A 17565-nucleotide genomic window follows, 5' to 3' on the forward strand; every position below is an offset into this window, starting at 1 on the left:
ACCGGCTTTGTTTACCCTAAGCACAAAGTGTGAAAACATCCAGACACTTTTGCAATTTTTTGAATTTTCAAAGCACGGTGTTTTCAATATCCGTCACTTGTGCCACTCTGTAGCCTATATTCAAAGCTCGAACGTCGGATGTTTGAGTCAACTACGTGCCCTCGGAATACCAATCCTCGGATCTGGAGCCACAAGAATGAGACTATTTTTATCAGCTGTGCTGACCGCGGCAATTGTAGTACCGCTGCTCAGCGTCGCCCCACCACCGCCTGAAGCGTCCGATACGCAGGTCGTCACGGAAACGAGCGATTCCGGCATTCCCGCGGAGGACCCATTGCGCATGTGGTACACCACTCCTGTCACCGACTGGGAAAGTCAGGCGCTTGTGCAGGGCAACGGCACCACAGGCCTGATGGCATTCGGGCACCCAGGCAAGGAGCGCCTGCATGTCAACGAGAAGACCCTGTGGAGGGGTGGTCCGGCCCAGGGACGGAACTACATAGGCGGCAACCGGACTGTCGGGGTCACACCTGAACAGTTGGAGTCCTACCGCGAAGCGCTGGACACAAAGTCCACCCATGTGTTCGGACTTCCGGCGGGAGAGTCGAACAGTCGGCTGACGAGCCAAATGTTCGGGAATACCGGAGGAATGGGCCAATACCAGGACTTCGGCGACATTTATCTGGACTTCGCTGCCGCCGGGGTAACAGACGCCGGTGCTTCCAACTATGTTCGCGATTTGGACTTGCGCACCGGTGTCTCGACTGTGAACTTCGATTCCAACGGCGTGCACTACGAACGGGAGTACTTCGTAAGCTACCCGGATCAAGTCGCGGTGGTGAGACTGAGCGCAACAGAGCCGGGCAAGCTTACCTTCACCGCGGCAGCGCAATCGGCCGCAGGTCTGACCACCAGTGCTGAAGCGGATGCGAGCAGCAAGTCAATCACGCTTGCCGGCCAGGTGAATGACAACCAGATGAAGGCCGAGATGCAGCTGAAACTGGCGAACGAGGGCGGAACGGTGACCAGCGCGGACGGCAGAGCCCTCACCGTCACCGGTGCGGACGCTGTCACATTGGTTTACTCAACGGGCACGAACTACAAGAACGAGTATCCGGCCTACCGCGGGGAGGACCCGCACGAGAAAATCAGCGAACGCGTTGAATCCGCTCTCGCCGGCGGATATACAAGTCTGCTCGAGCGACACCTCAATGACTATCAGGAACTTTTCTCACGGGTGGAAGTAGATCTGGGCGCGGCTGTACCCGATGTTCCCACCGACCAGCTCATGAGGGAATACCGGGCGGGCAAGTACGATCTCGCCGTTGACGAGCTGGCTTACCAGTTTGGCCGCTACCTCAGCATCTCCGGATCCCGGGCAGGGGATCTTCCAACCAACCTCTGCGGACTGTGGATGATCGGAGATGCCAGCCGTTTTTGGGGCGCCGACTATCACTTCAACGTGAACGTCCAGATGAACTACTGGCCCGCCATGACCACCAACCTGGCGGAAACACAGATCCCGTTCAATGAGTATGTGGAGTCCCTGGTTGTTCCGGGACGCCTGACCGCCGAGCGATCAGCAGCCGTGAAGACGGAAGGATTTGAGACAGCGCCAATCGGCGAGGGAAACGGCTTCCTCATAAACACCCAGGTCAATCCGTTCGGGCACACTGCGCCCATCGGATCCCAGGAGTACGGCTGGAACATAGGAGGATCTTCCTGGGCACTGCAGAACATCTACGACTACTACCGATTCACTGGTGACCAGGACTTCCTTCGCGAGACCGCTTACCCCATGCTCAAGGAAATGGCGGTCTTCTGGAACGAGTACCTCTGGTACAGCGACTACCAGCAGCGCCTCACCGTAGCTCCCGGCGTTTCTGCGGAACACGGTCCTACCGCTGTGGGGACCGCCTATGACCAGTCAGTGGTGTGGGAGCTTTACAAGATGGCCATCGACGCTTCCGAGGTCCTGGGAGTCGACGAGGATCTGCGTGAAGTGTGGCAGGAAAAGCAGTCCCAGTTGGACCCGATCCTGATCGGGGAGGAGGGCCAGGTCAAGGAGTGGTTCGAGGAGACCACGCTCGGTAAGGCCCAGGCCGGCTCCCTTCCGGAAGAGAACATCTGGAACTTCGGCGCCGGAGGAAGCGCCAACCAGGGTTCAGTACACCGCCACGCTTCCCAACTACTGGGGTTGTTCCCCGGAACGTTGATCAACAAGGACACACCTGAGTGGATGCAGGCGTCAATCAAGTCACTGGACCAGCGCGGTCTGAACGGCACCGGCTGGGCGAAGGCGATGAAAATCAACATGTACGCCCGGACCGGGCAGGCGGAGGACACCTACTTCATGGTTCGCGCGATGCTCGCCGGAAACACGAACGGTCTACTGGACAACCTCCTGGATTCGCATCCGCCGTTCCAGATCGACGGTAATTTCGGGCTGACGGCCGGCATGACGGAGATGCTTGTGCAGAGCCAACTGGGCTACACGCAGTTCCTGCCGGCACTTCCCACGGCATGGCATACCGGTAGTGTCGAAGGCCTTGTGTCCCGGGGGAACTTCGTCATCGATATGGATTGGACGCATGGTGCCGCAACCAAATTCTCGGTGACTGCGCGCAACGGCGGAACCTTCACTGGCGAGTACTCGGGAATTGCCGATTCTACGGTCAGGGACTCGAAAGGCAACGAAGTTGCTGTAACTGCAAGTGGTTTGGACAGGATCTCGTTCGCCACGGAGAAGGATGAGACTTATGTGATCACGCTGGAGAACGTCGAGTTCGAACCACTCAACGTTGCTCTTGGCAAAGACGCATCGCAATCATCCACATACACGGCCGATGGCGCGGGTTTGTATGGACCTGAGAAAGCCGTCGACGGCAACACGTCCGGAAATGGCACCAACCTTTCGAACACCGCAGGAGGCGAATCTGACCCGTGGTGGCAGGTCGATCTCGGCGCTCAACACAATCTGACCGAGACAGCCGTCTGGAATCGTGTCGATTGCTGCACCACTCGGCTCAAGAACTACACGATAGCCGTGTCACCCGAGCCGTTCCCGGACCGAGCGCTCACAGCGGAGGACCTGAGCGCGGACGGTGTGTGGTCCACCGTGGTGGCAGACCAGGCGGGCCGTCCGTCGAAAACGGCCACCGAGACGACCGGGCGCTACGTCCGGATCCAGCTGAACAACACAACCAGCGAACTGAATCTCCCCGAGGTAGAGATATTCGGCTACCCCGCGTCGGATCCCGATCCGGCGTTGGCGAATATGACGGTTTCCGGTGTCACCGGGGCTCAGGCGTCCCCCGGTGCCGAAGTCACGCTTTCGGCAGTTGTCTCCAACGACGGCGACGCAAGCGCTTCAGCTGTTGTCATTGACTTCACGGTCGACGGCGATGTGGTTGCTTCCGCCGGACCGGTGGATGTTGCGGCGGGCGTGGATGCGACTGTGACGGCATCCTGGGACTCGGGGGATCGGGACGGTGCGCTGAGTGTCACTGCGGTTGCTGACCCGGCCAATGTGGTGGAGGAGTCCAATGAGGATGACAATATCGCCACGGGTACGGTGACAGTTGCTCCGGCAGTCAAGGAACCGCCGGTGCCCGACTTCACGCCCACTGCACCGGGAAAGAACGAACTCAAGCGGGAGAGCGAAGTCGACTTCGGTGCTCCGAGAGGTCCGGTCGGCCCAAATGAGGACGTAGTCCTGACCGCGCCTACAGCCGAAGCATGGTTCTACGTCTACGTTGACGCGACGCCTGTGGGATGGCTGCTCGCGGACGCAAACGGCAAATTGACCTTCAGGTGGCCAAGCGACCTGAAGTCGGGCGCCAAGCGGGTCTCGCTGACTGACGCTGAGGACACCCTCCTCGGCTGGGACCGCGTGATCAAGAACGGCGAGCGCTGAACCTTCAGTGTTCCGAAGTGATTCACGCCTAGTTGAACTGGGCCATTCGCTTTAGGGCGAAGGTAGTATGCAAATGCGCGTACTACCTTCGCCCTTTTGGTGGCACGGCCCTTGGACTTCGCCCCACACGGAAGGAACGACGTGGCAGAAAGCGCGATCCTCCGCCAGTGGACAGCCGACGACGACGGCGCCCTCCACCGCGCCGTCGCCGGCAGCGGTGATCTCCGCGTCCAGTTCGGCCACCACAACCTTTCGACGCCTGACGAGTGCCGCCGCTTCATCGAGGACCAACTCGCCCGGGAAAGCGCGTCGGCACGGCACTTCGCGGTCGAGGCGGGCGGGAAAGCCGTGGGAAGCATCGGCGTCACCAATATGGAGTTCAACCACGGAACGGCCTGGATCTCCTACTGGCTAAGTGCCGATGCCCGCGGTTCCGGTCTCGCCGCCCGCGGACTGGCATCCGCAAGCGAATGGGCCTTCTCGGAGGGACTGTTCCGGCTAGAGCTCGGGCACCGCGTGAACAACCCGGCCTCGTGCAGAGTTGCTACCCGCGCGGGCTTCCCTGCAGAGGGCATCGAACGGGAGAAGCTCCGCTACGGCGTCGAACGGTTCGACGTGGAAACCCACGCCCGTCTGGCAACTGACCCCGAGCCCGAGCTCACACCGCTGCCGCGCTGAACTGGACGCGGACCTCATCCAGTAAACGCATGGTCAGGAGCGTGTCTGCCCAGGGCATCGTGGGGCTTTCCGTAAGTCCTGCCTGAATGCACCGACTGACTTCCCGCAACTGATACACGTAGTTACTGCCGACCTGCTCGAACACCTCGGTGCGGCTGTCACCGCCGGACTGGATGAGTAGTTCTGCAGGGTTGTACAACGGCGCCGAGGTTCTCAACCATCCTGCATTCCCGCTCACGGTTGCCGTGCTGGGATACGTCGCCGTGATCGACGTCGTCAGTTGGGCGAAGGCCCCCGTCCCGTAAGTGAGGGTCAGCGCGTTGCGGAGGTCCACGCCGTCGTCGTTCACCGTGCCCGTCGCCGTCACACCGGTTGGGACGCCCAGCGACCCAAAGGCCCACGTCAGTGGATAGACCGCGAGGTCAAGCAGGGCACCGCCCCCGGCCGCTGGATCCCAGAGCCGGGATCCGGCGTCATATGCGGAGACAAAACCCAGGTCAGCCTGCACCCACTGGATGTCCCCGAGTTCGCCTGACGCCATGATGTCCCACGCCCGGTTCGCACTCGGCAGGAACCGCGTCCACACCGCCTCCATGAGAAAGAGTCCCTGGGTTCGAGCGAGCTCCACCAGTGCGGCTGCGTCCGCCGCATTCACGGTGAACGGCTTCTCGCACAACACATGCTTCCCTGCCTTCAGCGCCGCTTCCGCGACCTCCCGGTGTTGGCTGTGCGGCGTGGCGATATAGACGACGTCGACGTCGGGATCACGCACCAAACGCTGGTAGCCGGCCACGCCGTCGTCGTCGTGGTAGCTCACCGCGAAGCCGAACTCGCGGGCGAACTCAGCGGCAGCGGCTTCCCGGCGGGAGCTGACTGCGTGCAGGACGGCGTCCTCCAACAGTGCGATGTCAGCGGTGACCTTGCGGGCGATCTGCCCGGTAGCCACCACGCCCCAGCGCAGCTTCCTTCCGGTAGCGGCCAGCGGGTTTGCGTTGGGTTCCGCGCAGGGAGGAGGAGCGAGAATGTGTCGACGCATGGGTTCCTTCGGGGTCAGGCCGAATCCCGGATCACTAGCGAGGTTGGCAGCCTCGTCACCCGCTCAGCGGGATTGCCCTCGATGAGCGAGAGCAGGATTTCGGCCATTCGGTGCCCCATCTCAACGATGGGGTGGTGGACGGTGGTCAGGGTCGGAGTCACCGACGTGGCAAACGAGTCATCATCGAAGCCGACGACGGCGATCTCGCCCGGGATGCGGATGTTGCGTTCCGCGAGCACAGCGTAGGCGCCAGCGGCCATCTGGTCATTGGCAGTGAAAAGCGCGTCAATCTTCTCGCCGCGGTCGAGAAGCCTTCGCATCGCTTCCCTGCCGGAGCTTTCAGTGAAGTCGCCGAATTCCACGAGTGAGGTGTTGAGCCGGGCTGAGTGCAGTGCCGCTTCCCAGCCCCGCAAGCGGTCAATGCCCGCGTACATGTCCTGGGGACCGGCAATCGTGGCGATCGCCGTCCGGCCCTGCTCGACCAGGTGTTGGGTGGCGCGTTCGGCGGCCGCCTGGTTGTCCACCTCCACGTAGAAGCTGTCACTTTCCCCGCGGAAGGGCCGGCCGGCGAAAACCACCGGAAGGGAATCGTTGATCCTCGTCCAGGAGTGATCCCCGCTGTGGTGGGATACCACGAGGGCGCCGTCAACGTTGCCGCCGAGAAGGTAACTCCTCGTCTTCTCCGGCCTGGCCTCGGAGGACACGATCAGGTTGAGCGTGTACTTCGTTTCCACCAGGGTCTGGGCGACGCCCTCCACCAGGGTTGCGAAGAACGGGTCAGCGAAGACCTTCGAGGTGGATTCCGGAACCACCACTGCAACCGAGTTGGTGCGCCTACTCGCGAGCGAACGCGCAGCACGGTTGGGAATGTAGTTGAGCGTTGTGATGGCTTTCTGCACGGACTTCACAATGTCCGGATCAACATTCGGCGCATCGTTGACCACCCTGGACACCGTTGATCGTGAGACGCCAGCCAGCGCGGCCACCATTTCGAGGGTTGGCGCGGGCCTCGACCGGCTGGCGTCTGTTGTCACAATCATCTCCGTGCATGGGCTTTGAACGTGTGGCTCCAGTCTAGGTTGGGTCAGGCCCCAGACGGCGTGAGCACCTGTCCCCTTGACCGGTCCACCTCCCCGTTCGCCCGTGCCCCGGTGATCAACCGGCGATAGGCATGCCCACTGTCCTTGATGGTGCGCTCGAAGGACTCGTAGTCCACGCGGACAATGCCGAACCGCTTGCCGTACCCCCAGGACCACTCAAAATTGTCGAGCAGGGACCAGACGAAGTACCCGCGCACATCGGCGCCGGCGTCAATCGCCGCACCTACGGCGGCAACATGGTCGAGCACATACCGGGTGCGCTCGACGTCGTGAACCGCGCCGTCGCTGCTGACGACGTCGTCGTACGCTGCCCCGTTTTCGGTGACGTACAGCGGAGGGAGGGATGGGTACTCCTCACCCAGCCGGACCAGGAGCTTCCGCAGCCCGTCCGGATTGACCTCCCAGTTCATCGCGGTGCGAGGCAGCCCCCGGCTCGGGAACGAGATGTCCTCGGAACCGATCCAGCACGACGAGGTTTTGCGGGTGGTGCCGCCGGAGTGACCGTCGTCGCCGTCGTTGTTGGGGTGACCGCTGATGAGGTCATCGTGGTAGTGGTTCACGCCGAGGAAGTCGATCGGCGTGCCGATGACCTCGAGGTCACCGGGGTGGATCACGTCCCGGATCCCGAACTGCTCCAGGTCCGCGAGCGTGTCTTCCGGGTAGGCACCGCGCAGGATCGGGTCGAGGAAGATCCGGTTCTGCAGCGAGTCGAAGCGGCGGGTGGCGTCCAGATCGATGGGGTCCGCCGGGTCCCGTGGAATCGCGTTGCTGAGATTCAGTGTGATGCCGAGTTGGCCGGCGCCGCGGGAGCGCAATTCGTTGACAGCCAGGCCGTGGGCCAGGTGCTGGTGGTGGACGGCGGTAACCGCGGCACGCGGATCCTGCCGGCCCGGTGCGTGCACTCCGGCTGCGTATCCGAGCAACGAGGAGCAGAACGGTTCGTTGAAGGTGGTCCAGTGCTGGACCCGGTCGCCCAATGACGAGTAGACATCGTTCGCGTACTCCACGAAACGGTAGGCGGTGTCCCGGTTGGCCCACCCGCCCTTTTCCTCCAGTGCCTGCGGCAGGTCCCAGTGGTAGAGGGTCAGCCAGGGAAGGATACCGGCGCCCAGCAGCTCATCGACGAGCCGGGAGTAGAAGTCCAGTCCTTCGGGGTTGGGAGCGCGGTCCGCGGGACGGACGCGGGCCCAGCTGGTCGAGAACCGGTAGGAACCGAGCCCGAGCTCCTTCATGATGCGGACGTCTTCGGGCATGCGTTCATAGTGGCGGACGGCGTCGTTGAGGTTGTCACCGTTGGCGATCGCTCCGGGTACGCGTGCGAATGCGTCCCAGACCGAGTCCTCCTTACCGCCCTCGTGGCTGGCGCCCTCAACCTGGGCCGCAGCGGTGGCGGAACCCCATAGGAAGCCCTCGGGCCACGTCCTGGCGGCGCCGTCGGCGGTGGATAGGTGGTGTATTGCGTCGAGTGGCATTAGCCCTTCACTGCTCCTTGCATGATTCCTGAGATGAGTTGTCGGCCTGCGAGCGCGAAGAGCACAAGCAGGGGAAGTGTTGCCAGAACGGCACCTGTGAGCACGATCGAGTAATCGACGTAACGCGCCGCCTGCAGTTGGCTCAGCGCCGTCTGCAGGGTGGGGTTGCCGGCGTCGAGCACCAGGAGCGGCCAAAGGAAGTCCGTCCAGGCCGTCATAAAGGTGAACAGGCCGAGGATCGCCATGGCCGGGCGCGCGGCGGGCAGCGCCACATGCCAGAAGGTGGAAATCATTGACGCACCGTCCATGCGGGCGGACTCGATCAGCTCGTCGGGGATGACGTCAACGAGGTACTGGCGCATGAAGAACACGCCGAAGGCGGTTACCAGGGTGGGAATAACGACGGCGCCGATCTCACCTGTCCAGCCCAGGGTCCGCATCATCATGAACAGCGGGATGATGCCGAGCTGGGTGGGGATCGCCATGGTGGCGATGACGGCGACCATTAGTCCGTTGCGGCCCCTGAAGCGGAGCTTCGCGAAGGAGTAGCCGGCCAGGGTGGAGAAGGCCACGACTGAGACGGTGATGATGCCCGAGATGAGGACGCTGTTGCCCAGTGCCAGCCAGAACGGGATGGTGTCGAATACTTCGCCGACGTTCGTCCAGAAATTTCCTCCGGGGAGCAGCGGCGGCCACGTTTGCCCGAGTGCCTCATTGGATCGGCTGCCGATGACTACGGACCACCAGAGCGGGTACGCCGAGGCGAGGAAGAAGGCGAACAGCAGGCCGTAGGTCAGGAACCCCGGACGGTGGCCGTTGCGGAAGATCCGCTTTCGCAGGGGGACCGTCCTGGGGCTGGTCTTCTCGATGACGGTCATTGCACTCTCCTCGAGGTAACTCTGGTGCGTATCTTTCGGATGTCACCGGAGGTGGCGATGCGGCGGGTGATCAGCCAGTTCACAACTCCGAAGAGGATGATGATGAGGAACAGAAGCCACGCGATGGTCGCAGCCTGGCCGAAGTTCTGGCGCTGGAAGGCCATCTCCCAGAGGTACAGAACGGTGGTCTGGAACTGCCGTGCGGTTCCGCCGGCCGACCTGGGGTCGTAGAGCTTCGGTTCGGTGAAGATCTGCAGGCCGCCGATGGTTGCGGTGATGACCACGAAGATCATGGTGGGCCGGATGCTTGGCAGAGTGATACTGAAGAAGCGCCGGAACGGACCCGCGCCGTCGATCGCGGCGGATTCATAAATGTCCCGGGGCACGGCCTGCATGGCTGCGAGCAGGATGAGGGCGTTGTAACCGGTCCACCGCCAGTTCACCATGGTGGCGATGGCGATGTGGCTGGGCAGGGTCTCGTTCATCCACATGACGCGGTCGATGCCCAGACTGGCCAGAATGTTGTTGATGAGCCCGTACTGCTCGCCGAACATGTTCGCGAAGATCATGGCCACGGCTACCGGCGTGACGATGTATGGGAGCAGGATGCTCATGCGCCAGAACGTCTTGGCCCTCAGGTGCTGATCCAGCACGGCCGCTATCGCGGTTGCAACCACAAGCTGCGGGATGGTGGAAAGCAGGAAGATGCTCATGGTGTTGAACAGCGAGTTCCAGAAGAACCGGTCCCGGAGTACTTCGGCGAAGTTCGCCATGCCCACGAACTCGCCCTGGCCCTTCAGCAGGTGCCAGTCGAAGAGGGAAACGAAGAACGTGTAGCCAAGTGGGAACAGCCCCACGAGAGCGAACAGGAGAAAGAACGGCGCTATATAGAGGTAAGGGGACGCCTTGACGTCAAGGACGTTCAGGCGCTGGCGGAAGGTCGGTGCAGGTTTGCCGGCAGCAGGGGCGCCGGTTGTCGGGCGATTCAGTGTCGTGGTCATGGCGGTTCCAGACTCCATGGGGGCCTCCGGTGATCCCGGAGGCCCCGGCCGGTGCTGCTAGTTGTTGACTACGAGGTCGTTGAGGAGCTTCACGGCTTCGTTCCAGGCCTCATCGGCCGTGCCCGAGCCGGTGTCGAGAATCTTCAGCGCGGGTGCGAAGACGTTCTCCTGGATCACCGAATCCTGCGGACCTTTGAACTGCGCGACGACGCCCTCTGCGCGCGATGCGAAGATCTCACCGTAAGGCGCGTCGTTGAACAGTTCATTTGGTACAGCAGCCTCGACAATCGCCTGCTGCGCCTCAATGGTGCTCGGGAAGTTATTCGCTGCAGCAGACTGCTTGACCTGCTGCTCCGGGGCGGTGAGCCAGGCTGCAAGCTTGGCGGCCTCGGCAGGGTTCTCTGAGGATTCGGGAACGGAAAGGAAGGCTCCGCCCCAGTTGGAGGCACCGCCCGGGAAAACGTCGGCCACGTCCCAACCGCTTTCAGGTCCTCCACCAGCAGATTCAAGCTGCTCCTTGATGGTGCCGAGCATCCAGGCCGGGCACACGTGGACTGCGAAGGAGCCGTCGACGAATGCCTTGCCCTTGCCCCAGTCGAACTGCTTCTGGTTGGCGGACAGTCCGTCGGCTGTGCCGGCGGCCAAGAGGTCGAACTTGGCGCGCATCGCTTCATTGCCCTCGATGTTCAACTCGCCGTCGGTGGTGTAGTAGCCCTCTTCCATCTGGTTGACCATGGAGTTCCAGACGAACGCGGACTGGTCATACCAGGCCTTGCCGGTGGCCTCGTTGTATTGGCGGCCGAGATTGAAGTAGGTTTCCCAGGTCGCGTCATCCCTGCCGAAAAGTTCTGCTACTTCCTCGCGGTCCGTGGGGAACCCGGCTGCTTCGAAGAGGTCCTGGTTGAAGCACAATGCCTGGGGACCGATGTCTGTGCCGTAGCCGATCACGCGGCCGTTGGGATCGGTACCCTGCTCAAACTTCCAGTCGACCCAGTTGTCTTTGATGTCCTGGGCACCGTGCTCGTTGAGGTCCACAAACTGGTCGGCAACCTCCATGATGGAGCCGAGCCAGCCTTCTTCGACGGCAACGACGTCGCTCAGGCCGGAGCCCGCCGCGAGCTTGGTGAATGTATCGGTGCGGGCATTGGCGCTGCCGTCGATGTTGTTCGCCTCGATGGTCACACCGGGGTTCTGCGCCTCGTACTCGGCGTACAGATCGTCATAACCGAAGTTGCCGAAGGTGGTAACGGTGAGTTCGACCGGGTTCTCGGCACTGGCAGGTTCTTCACTGCTGCTGCCGCAGCCGGTAGCTGCCAGTGCGAGGGCCAACGTGCCGGTCAGTGCGGTGATGGTTCTGGTGCGTCGTGAAAAGGTCACGGTCACTCCTTTGTGTGCGTGCTGTGGGCGGAAATGGGCGTGCTTGAGAAGCCCATGCGAATCGGTGCGGGAGATGTGATGGAGCGCTCCATCGACGGTTTAGCCAATGTACAGATGACGTGCATCACATGTCAATAGAGCGCTCCATCAGTTTCTCCGGCAGCGTCCGAGGCGCTCCATCAGATTCCCTGGCAGCGTCCTGGGGACAGAGCGTCCCACTGAATCGGGCAGTTCAGTGGGAGTGTCTAGACATCCCCACTGAATCGGCGGATTCGCTGGGATATCCCGACCGCCGGCGCGAGCATTGGAGCAAGATGAATCCCGGCAGCACGCGGAATGCACCGGGCATTGGGAGTGTTGTGAATAGTGATGACGCTTCCCAAGGAACTGGATCTCACCGCACTCTCCCCCACCCGCCTGTGGGTTCCGAAACACGTGCTGATCACGCAAGCGGCAGCTGAGCTACCGCACACGGCCGAGATCGTCAGGCGCTGTGAACAGGCCGGCGTGGACGACATCCGAATCCTGCCCGGCAATGCGCTTACGGGTCTGCGCGGCGCAACCGAGCGTGAGACGTACGCGTCGGCGAAGAACACGCTCGCCGTCGTCGTCGCCCCTCCCAGCGCGCTCAAGCCGCAACCGATCCCGCCGAGCGCCGACTGGCGGATCGACCTCGCGAGGGGCTGCCCCGCTCACTGCCAGTACTGTTACCTGGCCGGTTCGCTGCAGGGACCGCCGGTGACGCGCGTGTACGCCAATATCGACGACGTACTGGGCGGTATTCGCACGCATGCGGGCAGGGGCTCCGTCACCAGCGGGACCCTAGAGCGGGGTGGCGAGGGCACAACCTTTGAGCTGTCCTGCTACACCGACCCTCTCGGCATCGAGAGCGTGACCGGTTCCCTCGCTGCCGCGATCTCCCGCGTAGGAGCGGGGAACTTCGGAAGCAACGTGTCCTTGCGATTTACGACGAAGTTCGACGACGTCGGCGGGCTGCTGAACCTCAACCACGGTCGCAGGACGCGGATCCGGTTTTCAGTCAACGCGGCAGAAGTGGCGAACAGGTTCGAAGGCGGGACGGCGCGCATGCCCGCCCGACTCGACGCCCTACGCACTGTGGCAGCCGCCGGCTACCGGGTGGGCCTGACTATAGCCCCCATCATGCCGATACCGGGCTGGCGGGAAGAGTATGCGGACCTGCTCGATGACGTCTCCGCAGCGGTCGAAGGCATCGACGATCTCGATCTAACCGCTGAAATCATCACCCACCGGTTCACTCCCGCCAGCAAGGAGGTATTGCTGGGCTGGTATCCGAGAACCAGGCTCGAGATGGACGAGGAATCAAGAAGCCGGAAGCGCTCGAAGTTCGGTGGCGTGAAGTACGTCTACCCGAAACAAACCATGACTGAAATGCGCGGGTGGTTCACGAGCGAGCTGGAGCGGCGCCTACCGGCCGCTCGGCTTCTCTACTGGACCTGATTCGGAATCGGCACTGCTCTTGTTCGGCCGATAGCCGGCTACCGCGGCTCGGATGTCGCCCTCCTCGTGGCCGCCCTTCTTCTTGCCGAACGGCAGCACCTTCAGCAGCGGGTGCACGATAGCCATGATGAGCAGCCCCCAGGCCAACCCGACCACGGCCGAACACAGAGTGTTGACCAGCCAGGCCAGGAAACCACCGACCACGGCAATGCCGGCGAAGGGTTCTTCGAGGGTATGGATCAGGTCATAGGGTGCATGCCAACCGAGGTCGTGGGCGCCCTGCACCATGATGTGACCGCCAACCCACAGCATCGCCACCGTTCCAACGAGCGTGATGGCAGCCAGTACAGCGGGCATCCCCTTAACAAGCAGCTCGCCGAAACGCTTGGAGCCCACTGAGTCCCGGGTGGTCAGGTGCAAGCCGAAGTCGTCCATTTTGACGATCAGCGCAACGGCTCCGTACACGACGACCGTGATCACAACGGCCACGACGATCAGGATCAGAGCCCGTGTGAGGATGGATTCTTCGGCCACCTCGTTCATCGAGATGACCATGATCTCGCAGGACAGAATGAAGTCTGTGGTGATGGCGCCCTTGGTCACCTTGGCTTCCGCCTCAGGACCCTTCTCCACCGCCGGGGTTTTCTCTGCTGCATGGTCGCCGCGGAGCTTATGCCAGACCTTCTCAGCGCCTTCGAAACAGAGGTAGGTGCCGCCCAGCATGAGAATGAACGGGATGGCCCACGAGGCGAAAGCACTCACGAGCAGCAGCGCCGGCAGGATGATCAGCAGCTTGTTCCGGAGCGATCCCCAGAAAATCCGCTTGATCATCGGCAGTTCGCGGGACGGGTCCGCACCGGACACGTACTGCGGGGTCACTGCGGCGTCGTCAATCACCACGCCGGCAGCCTTGACCCCCGCCCTGGCGGCACCTGCAGCGACGTCGTCAACCGATGCGGCGGCGATGCGGGCCAGGGCCGCGACGTCGTCCAGGAGTGCGACGAGACCGCCGCTCACAGCTCACTCCGGTACTGCTTGAGGGCGGAAGGCCGGGCGTGGATGCCTTGGTCGAGGCGCATGTTGGGCATGCTCGATTATATGGCGGCAGGGTGCGTGGCGTCGTCGTTCGCTTTCCAACGGTTCTCAGGGGGATGAACGAAGAGAATTGAGCATCCTGTCGAGTGCCGCTCCTGCCAGCTGCAGATCGCGCTCCGGTTCTTCAGAGCGGGCAATCCACAGCGCGGCCTCGTTCATTGCGCCGGACAGGAGTCTGGTGGCGGGGGTAGCGAGGTCGGGGGCGATCACGCCATCCTTTTCCAGCCGCTGCAGTGCGGCCTCCAGCAGACGCCTCGAATGGGCGGCGTCGAGGTTCATCCACTCCCGCCAACCGACTACTGCCGGGGCATCGATCAGCATGATCCGGTGGACGAGGGGATCCGAACCCGAACCGATGAAGGCGTGACAACCAGCCACCAGACCATCCCAGCCCGAAGTGGCCCGCGCCGCCGCCTCGGTGATCTGATCCGCGACATCCTTCTGCACCCGGTCGAGAACTGCCTTGAACAATCCGATCTTGCTGCCGAAATGGTGGTAGACCGCCCCGCGCGTGACCTGCGCATTCGCTGCCACTTCCTCCAGGCCAACTTCCGCAAAGCCGCGCGTGCCGAAGAGTTCCATGGCCACCGTTACCAGGAGCTGCGCAGTTTCCTCACTCTGTTTCTTGCTGGACCTACCCATGGAACCTCCACCTCTTGATTACATACACAGTGTACGTTTACGATTACCTACACACTGTATGTATTAACTTGGAGAGGTAGAAACGAATGACTCTGACCAGCTTTTATCCGGTCATCCTGACCAGGAACGTCACCACAACCGCGGACTACTTCAGAACCTGGTTCAACTTTGAAACCACCTTCAGCTCGGACTGGTACGTCAGCCTGGTACGTGATTCAAATGTGGAACTGGCCATCCTTGACCACAGCCACGAGACCATTCCGGACGGGCATCGGGCGCCGTCGCAGGGGATGCTGCTGAACTTCGAGGTGGACGACGTAGACCAGGAATATGAACGGCTGGTAACGCGCGGGGCCCACACGCCGTTGCTGGACATCCGGACCGAAGACTTCGGGCAGCGTCACTTCATCCTTCGAGGGCCGGAAGGGATCCTGATCGATGTCATCACGAACACGCCGCCGTCCGGAGAGTATGCGGCGCAGTACAGCTAGATTCCCCTCACCACCGGCGGAATAGCCGTGGAAGACGGCAAGGAGATCACCTCCATTTCCCGGTAGCTGACCACCGACGCGCTGGTGATCTTCGCCGTCGGCTCCGTCAAGGATGCCCGGATGCGGTCCGCCGGTTCGGGCAGCCAGACGGGCGCGGACGCCACGAGCGGGTACACAGCCACCTCAACCACTCTCCGGTCAGTGTCCGCCGCGGGCGTGATGTCGATGTCCCACTCGGACCCGTTCCAGTAGACGTCCTCCTCCCGGCCTTCGAACGACGACGACGCCACGTCGCCCACCAACTCCAGCCGCAGCAACGAGCGCTCCCCGGCGCGAGCCTTGCCGGTCACCGTGATCGTGAAACGGGCAGCGTGCGCTTCGAACGCCGCGCGCTCCGGCGCCGAAGCCCTACCCGGCACAACAACGGGACGCTCTTCAGGCGTGGACGCCGGAGCTGACTGTTCGACGGTCAGTTCCGCTGCTTTCGTTGGGCCCGTGAACGTATGCTGCGAAAAGCCGCTCGGGCCGGCCTCGCCAAGGGGCGGAAACACTGAAACCTCACCCGATTCAGCGGCAAGAACCGCAAGCGAGCCGTCCCGCTCAACAACGTCCGCTTCCGAGAGCACCAGACGACGACGGCCTCCCGCCACCGACGTCCACGCCTGAAGAGCCTGGCGGGCGGTAAGGATCAGGATGCGCAGCCTGGCGCCGTCGTCGTTGGTCAGGGTAATCAAACCGGACACACCCTCCAGGACCAGTTCACCATCAACCTCGATCGGTGCGTGGCCCTCCACCGAGTACCCGGCCGGCACCGCAAGGTGGGCATCGACACCCTCATTCGCGGTCAGCACCAGAACCGGGCACTCCCCTTCCTGGTCGAGGATCGTAAGCACGTTCAGTGTCGCCCAGCGCACCACGACGCCGCCCACCTCGAGCGCCACCGGCCACGCCATGAACTCACCGGACGGAATGTCGACCCGCCGGTGCGGGAAGCGGACCGTACCGTGCTCCAGGCCGATTTCGAAGCGGACACCCGTACGCTCCGGCAACGGCTCGTTCGGCCGGTGGTTGTTGATGAAGACAAAGCCACCGCCCCCGTCGCTTCGCAGCGCCCAGCGGAGGGCGCCGTCGTCGTCGTTGTCCGGGATAGTCGCGTTCATTGATGCGAGGCGGTCCCCGAACGCAGCCAGGAACGAGTGCTGGTTCCGCAACCGGTGAAAGCTCTCCCGGGTCTGGAGGTGCGCGCCGATGGGGGCGCCGAAGTCGTAATTTCGTTCCGGAAGGTCGTTGGGATAACCCGTCGCGTGCGACTCCTGCAGCCCTCCCCGCGGATTCGTGCCGCCCACGTACATGTAGTAGCCCTGCCAGGCGGATCCACTGCCGAGCTTGCAGTGCGCGACGGCGGCAATGTCCCGGGCGCTCGGCGCAGGCCGGCGGTGGTAGGCGGTTGCCATCCCGCCGCCCAATTCACACGTGGCAGCGGGGAAGTCCGGATGCTTGACGCCAACAACCCCGGTCCAGGCCTCCCCCGCAAGGTCCTTGCCGATACCCGGATCATCCCACTGATGAGAGAAGGAAAAGTGCGCCTGGAAGCTCTCGTGCCAGCCTTCATCGGTGTCCACCCAGAAACCGTCCGAGTATCCGCCGTAGAGGGGAAACACGTCGCCGACCGGGATGTCCGCGCTCCCCCACGCCGTCGCCGTCCACAGCGGGGCGGACAGCCCCGATTCCCTGGCAATCTCCTTGAGCGCGAGGATGTGGTCCGGTTGGTCGTAGAGCTCATTCTCGACCTGGATCCCGATGATCGGGCCTGCCTCGCCGCAAAGCCCGGCGACCTCCGTGCCGATCCGCGCGAACCACTTCCCGACGGCTTCGAGGTATCGCGGATCGTTGGTGCGCTCGGTGTAATCGGCGCCGACTATCCAGTCCGGATGGCCGCCGTTGCGGACCTCGCCGTGGCACCACGGGCCCAACCGGAGGATGACCTCCAGCCCGGTCTCCTTGCAGAGCCGCACAAACGCAGCGAGGTCGAGGTTTCCGTCGAAGCGCGGGTCCGCTTCGGTTGGCTGGTGGTGAATCCAGAAAACGTAGGTCGCCACGACGTCGATGCCGCCCGCCTTCATGAGCCGCAGGGCATCGGCCCACCGTTCACGCGGCTGGCGGCTGTAGTGCATCTCGCCGGTGACCGGGATCCAGGGCTCACCGTTTCGCAGGATGTACCGGTTGGTGAGGTTGAGGCCCGGGCGATGGTCGACGTCGTTGGCCATCTGGGGGCGGGTTTCGGGTGCGTTCCAGCTGGCGTGCGCGATGCGGTGAATGGTCTCTACGGCGGGCATGGTTTCGACGGTAAGCGGTTTCCTTACGAGGGGCAATGGTTACGCAGGGCATTGCTCTGGCACC

13 protein-coding genes are annotated in these 17565 nt (G+C 62.8%); 4 read left to right on the plus strand and 9 right to left on the minus strand.

What is annotated here, in order from left to right:
* Window positions 1-196 precede the first annotated feature (196 nt).
* Window positions 197-3916: a glycosyl hydrolase family 95 catalytic domain-containing protein gene (locus tag ACX80C_RS09040; protein ID WP_459326135.1), complete on the plus strand. Its 3720-nt coding sequence runs from the start codon at window positions 197-199 to the stop codon at window positions 3914-3916.
* A 141-nt stretch (window positions 3917-4057) separates the two neighbouring features.
* The gene (locus ACX80C_RS09045) at window positions 4058-4594 is read left to right on the plus strand and encodes a GNAT family N-acetyltransferase (protein ID WP_459326136.1); all 537 of its coding nucleotides are present in this window, start codon (window positions 4058-4060) and stop codon (window positions 4592-4594) included.
* Here ACX80C_RS09045 and ACX80C_RS09050 read toward each other — a convergent pair.
* The 6 genes from ACX80C_RS09050 to ACX80C_RS09075 are packed head-to-tail and all read right to left on the minus strand — an operon-like array spanning window position 4575 to window position 11458.
* Entirely contained in the window at window positions 4575-5630 is a 1056-nt protein-coding gene (locus ACX80C_RS09050; protein WP_459326137.1) for a Gfo/Idh/MocA family protein, read from the minus strand. The two genes, ACX80C_RS09045 and ACX80C_RS09050, sit on opposite strands and share 20 nt — an antisense overlap.
* 14 nt (window positions 5631-5644) lie before the next feature.
* Window positions 5645-6664, minus strand: a complete 1020-nt coding sequence (locus ACX80C_RS09055) for a LacI family DNA-binding transcriptional regulator (protein ID WP_459326138.1) — start codon at window positions 6662-6664, stop codon at window positions 5645-5647.
* Window positions 6665-6714: 50 nt separating this feature from the next.
* On the minus strand, window positions 6715-8202 hold the full coding sequence (locus ACX80C_RS09060; protein WP_459326139.1) for a glycoside hydrolase family 1 protein: 1488 nt from the start codon (window positions 8200-8202) through the stop codon (window positions 6715-6717).
* Complete coding sequence (locus tag ACX80C_RS09065) at window positions 8202-9080, minus strand: carbohydrate ABC transporter permease (protein ID WP_459326140.1); 879 nt, start codon at window positions 9078-9080, stop codon at window positions 8202-8204. Before ACX80C_RS09065 ends, ACX80C_RS09060 begins: the two co-directional genes overlap by 1 nt.
* Window positions 9077-10081, minus strand: coding sequence for a carbohydrate ABC transporter permease (locus ACX80C_RS09070; RefSeq protein ID WP_459326141.1), 1005 nt, complete (start codon window positions 10079-10081; stop codon window positions 9077-9079). Before ACX80C_RS09070 ends, ACX80C_RS09065 begins: the two co-directional genes overlap by 4 nt.
* 57 nt (window positions 10082-10138) lie before the next feature.
* Entirely contained in the window at window positions 10139-11458 is a 1320-nt protein-coding gene (locus ACX80C_RS09075; RefSeq protein ID WP_459326142.1) for an ABC transporter substrate-binding protein, read from the minus strand.
* A gap of 369 nt (window positions 11459-11827) precedes the next feature.
* Between ACX80C_RS09075 and ACX80C_RS09080 the strand changes: the two genes are divergently transcribed.
* Complete coding sequence (locus tag ACX80C_RS09080; RefSeq protein ID WP_459326143.1) at window positions 11828-12937, plus strand: spore photoproduct lyase family protein; 1110 nt, start codon at window positions 11828-11830, stop codon at window positions 12935-12937.
* Here ACX80C_RS09080 and ACX80C_RS09085 read toward each other — a convergent pair.
* Together ACX80C_RS09085 and ACX80C_RS09090 are read right to left on the minus strand one after the other, a co-directional pair.
* Window positions 12905-13954 carry a DUF808 domain-containing protein gene (locus tag ACX80C_RS09085; protein ID WP_459326144.1) on the minus strand — a complete coding sequence of 350 codons (1050 nt, stop codon included), beginning with the start codon at window positions 13952-13954 and terminating at the stop codon, window positions 12905-12907. The genes ACX80C_RS09080 and ACX80C_RS09085 overlap by 33 nt on opposite strands.
* Window positions 13955-14080: 126 nt before the next feature.
* A complete protein-coding gene (locus tag ACX80C_RS09090) occupies window positions 14081-14674 on the minus strand; it encodes a TetR/AcrR family transcriptional regulator (RefSeq protein WP_459326145.1) in 594 nt (197 codons plus the stop codon).
* An 86-nt stretch (window positions 14675-14760) separates the two neighbouring features.
* On the opposite strand from ACX80C_RS09090, the gene ACX80C_RS09095 reads away from it, so the two are divergent.
* A complete protein-coding gene (locus tag ACX80C_RS09095) occupies window positions 14761-15165 on the plus strand; it encodes a VOC family protein (RefSeq protein ID WP_459326146.1) in 405 nt (134 codons plus the stop codon).
* Here the strand turns inward: ACX80C_RS09095 and ACX80C_RS09100 are convergent.
* Entirely contained in the window at window positions 15162-17501 is a 2340-nt protein-coding gene (locus ACX80C_RS09100; protein ID WP_459326147.1) for a beta-galactosidase, read from the minus strand. The genes ACX80C_RS09095 and ACX80C_RS09100 overlap by 4 nt on opposite strands.
* Between the last annotated feature and the right edge of the window lie 64 nt (window positions 17502-17565).

The organism is Arthrobacter tecti (assembly GCF_054511355.1).

Excerpts from the sequence above, each read along its gene's own strand:
- ACX80C_RS09065 (WP_459326140.1), bottom strand. The coding sequence starts at position 9,080 with ATGACCGTCATCGAGAAGACCAGCCCCAGGACGGTCCCCCTGCGAAAG.
- ACX80C_RS09100 (WP_459326147.1), bottom strand. The coding sequence starts at position 17,501 with ATGCCCGCCGTAGAGACCATTCACCGCATCGCGCACGCCAGCTGGAAC.
- ACX80C_RS09040 (WP_459326135.1), top strand. The coding sequence starts at position 197 with ATGAGACTATTTTTATCAGCTGTGCTGACCGCGGCAATTGTAGTACCG.
- ACX80C_RS09070 (WP_459326141.1), bottom strand. The coding sequence starts at position 10,081 with ATGACCACGACACTGAATCGCCCGACAACCGGCGCCCCTGCTGCCGGC.
- ACX80C_RS09095 (WP_459326146.1), top strand. The coding sequence starts at position 14,761 with ATGACTCTGACCAGCTTTTATCCGGTCATCCTGACCAGGAACGTCACC.
- ACX80C_RS09060 (WP_459326139.1), bottom strand. The coding sequence starts at position 8,202 with ATGCCACTCGACGCAATACACCACCTATCCACCGCCGACGGCGCCGCC.
- ACX80C_RS09080 (WP_459326143.1), top strand. The coding sequence starts at position 11,828 with ATGACGCTTCCCAAGGAACTGGATCTCACCGCACTCTCCCCCACCCGC.
- ACX80C_RS09090 (WP_459326145.1), bottom strand. The coding sequence starts at position 14,674 with ATGGGTAGGTCCAGCAAGAAACAGAGTGAGGAAACTGCGCAGCTCCTG.
- ACX80C_RS09050 (WP_459326137.1), bottom strand. The coding sequence starts at position 5,630 with ATGCGTCGACACATTCTCGCTCCTCCTCCCTGCGCGGAACCCAACGCA.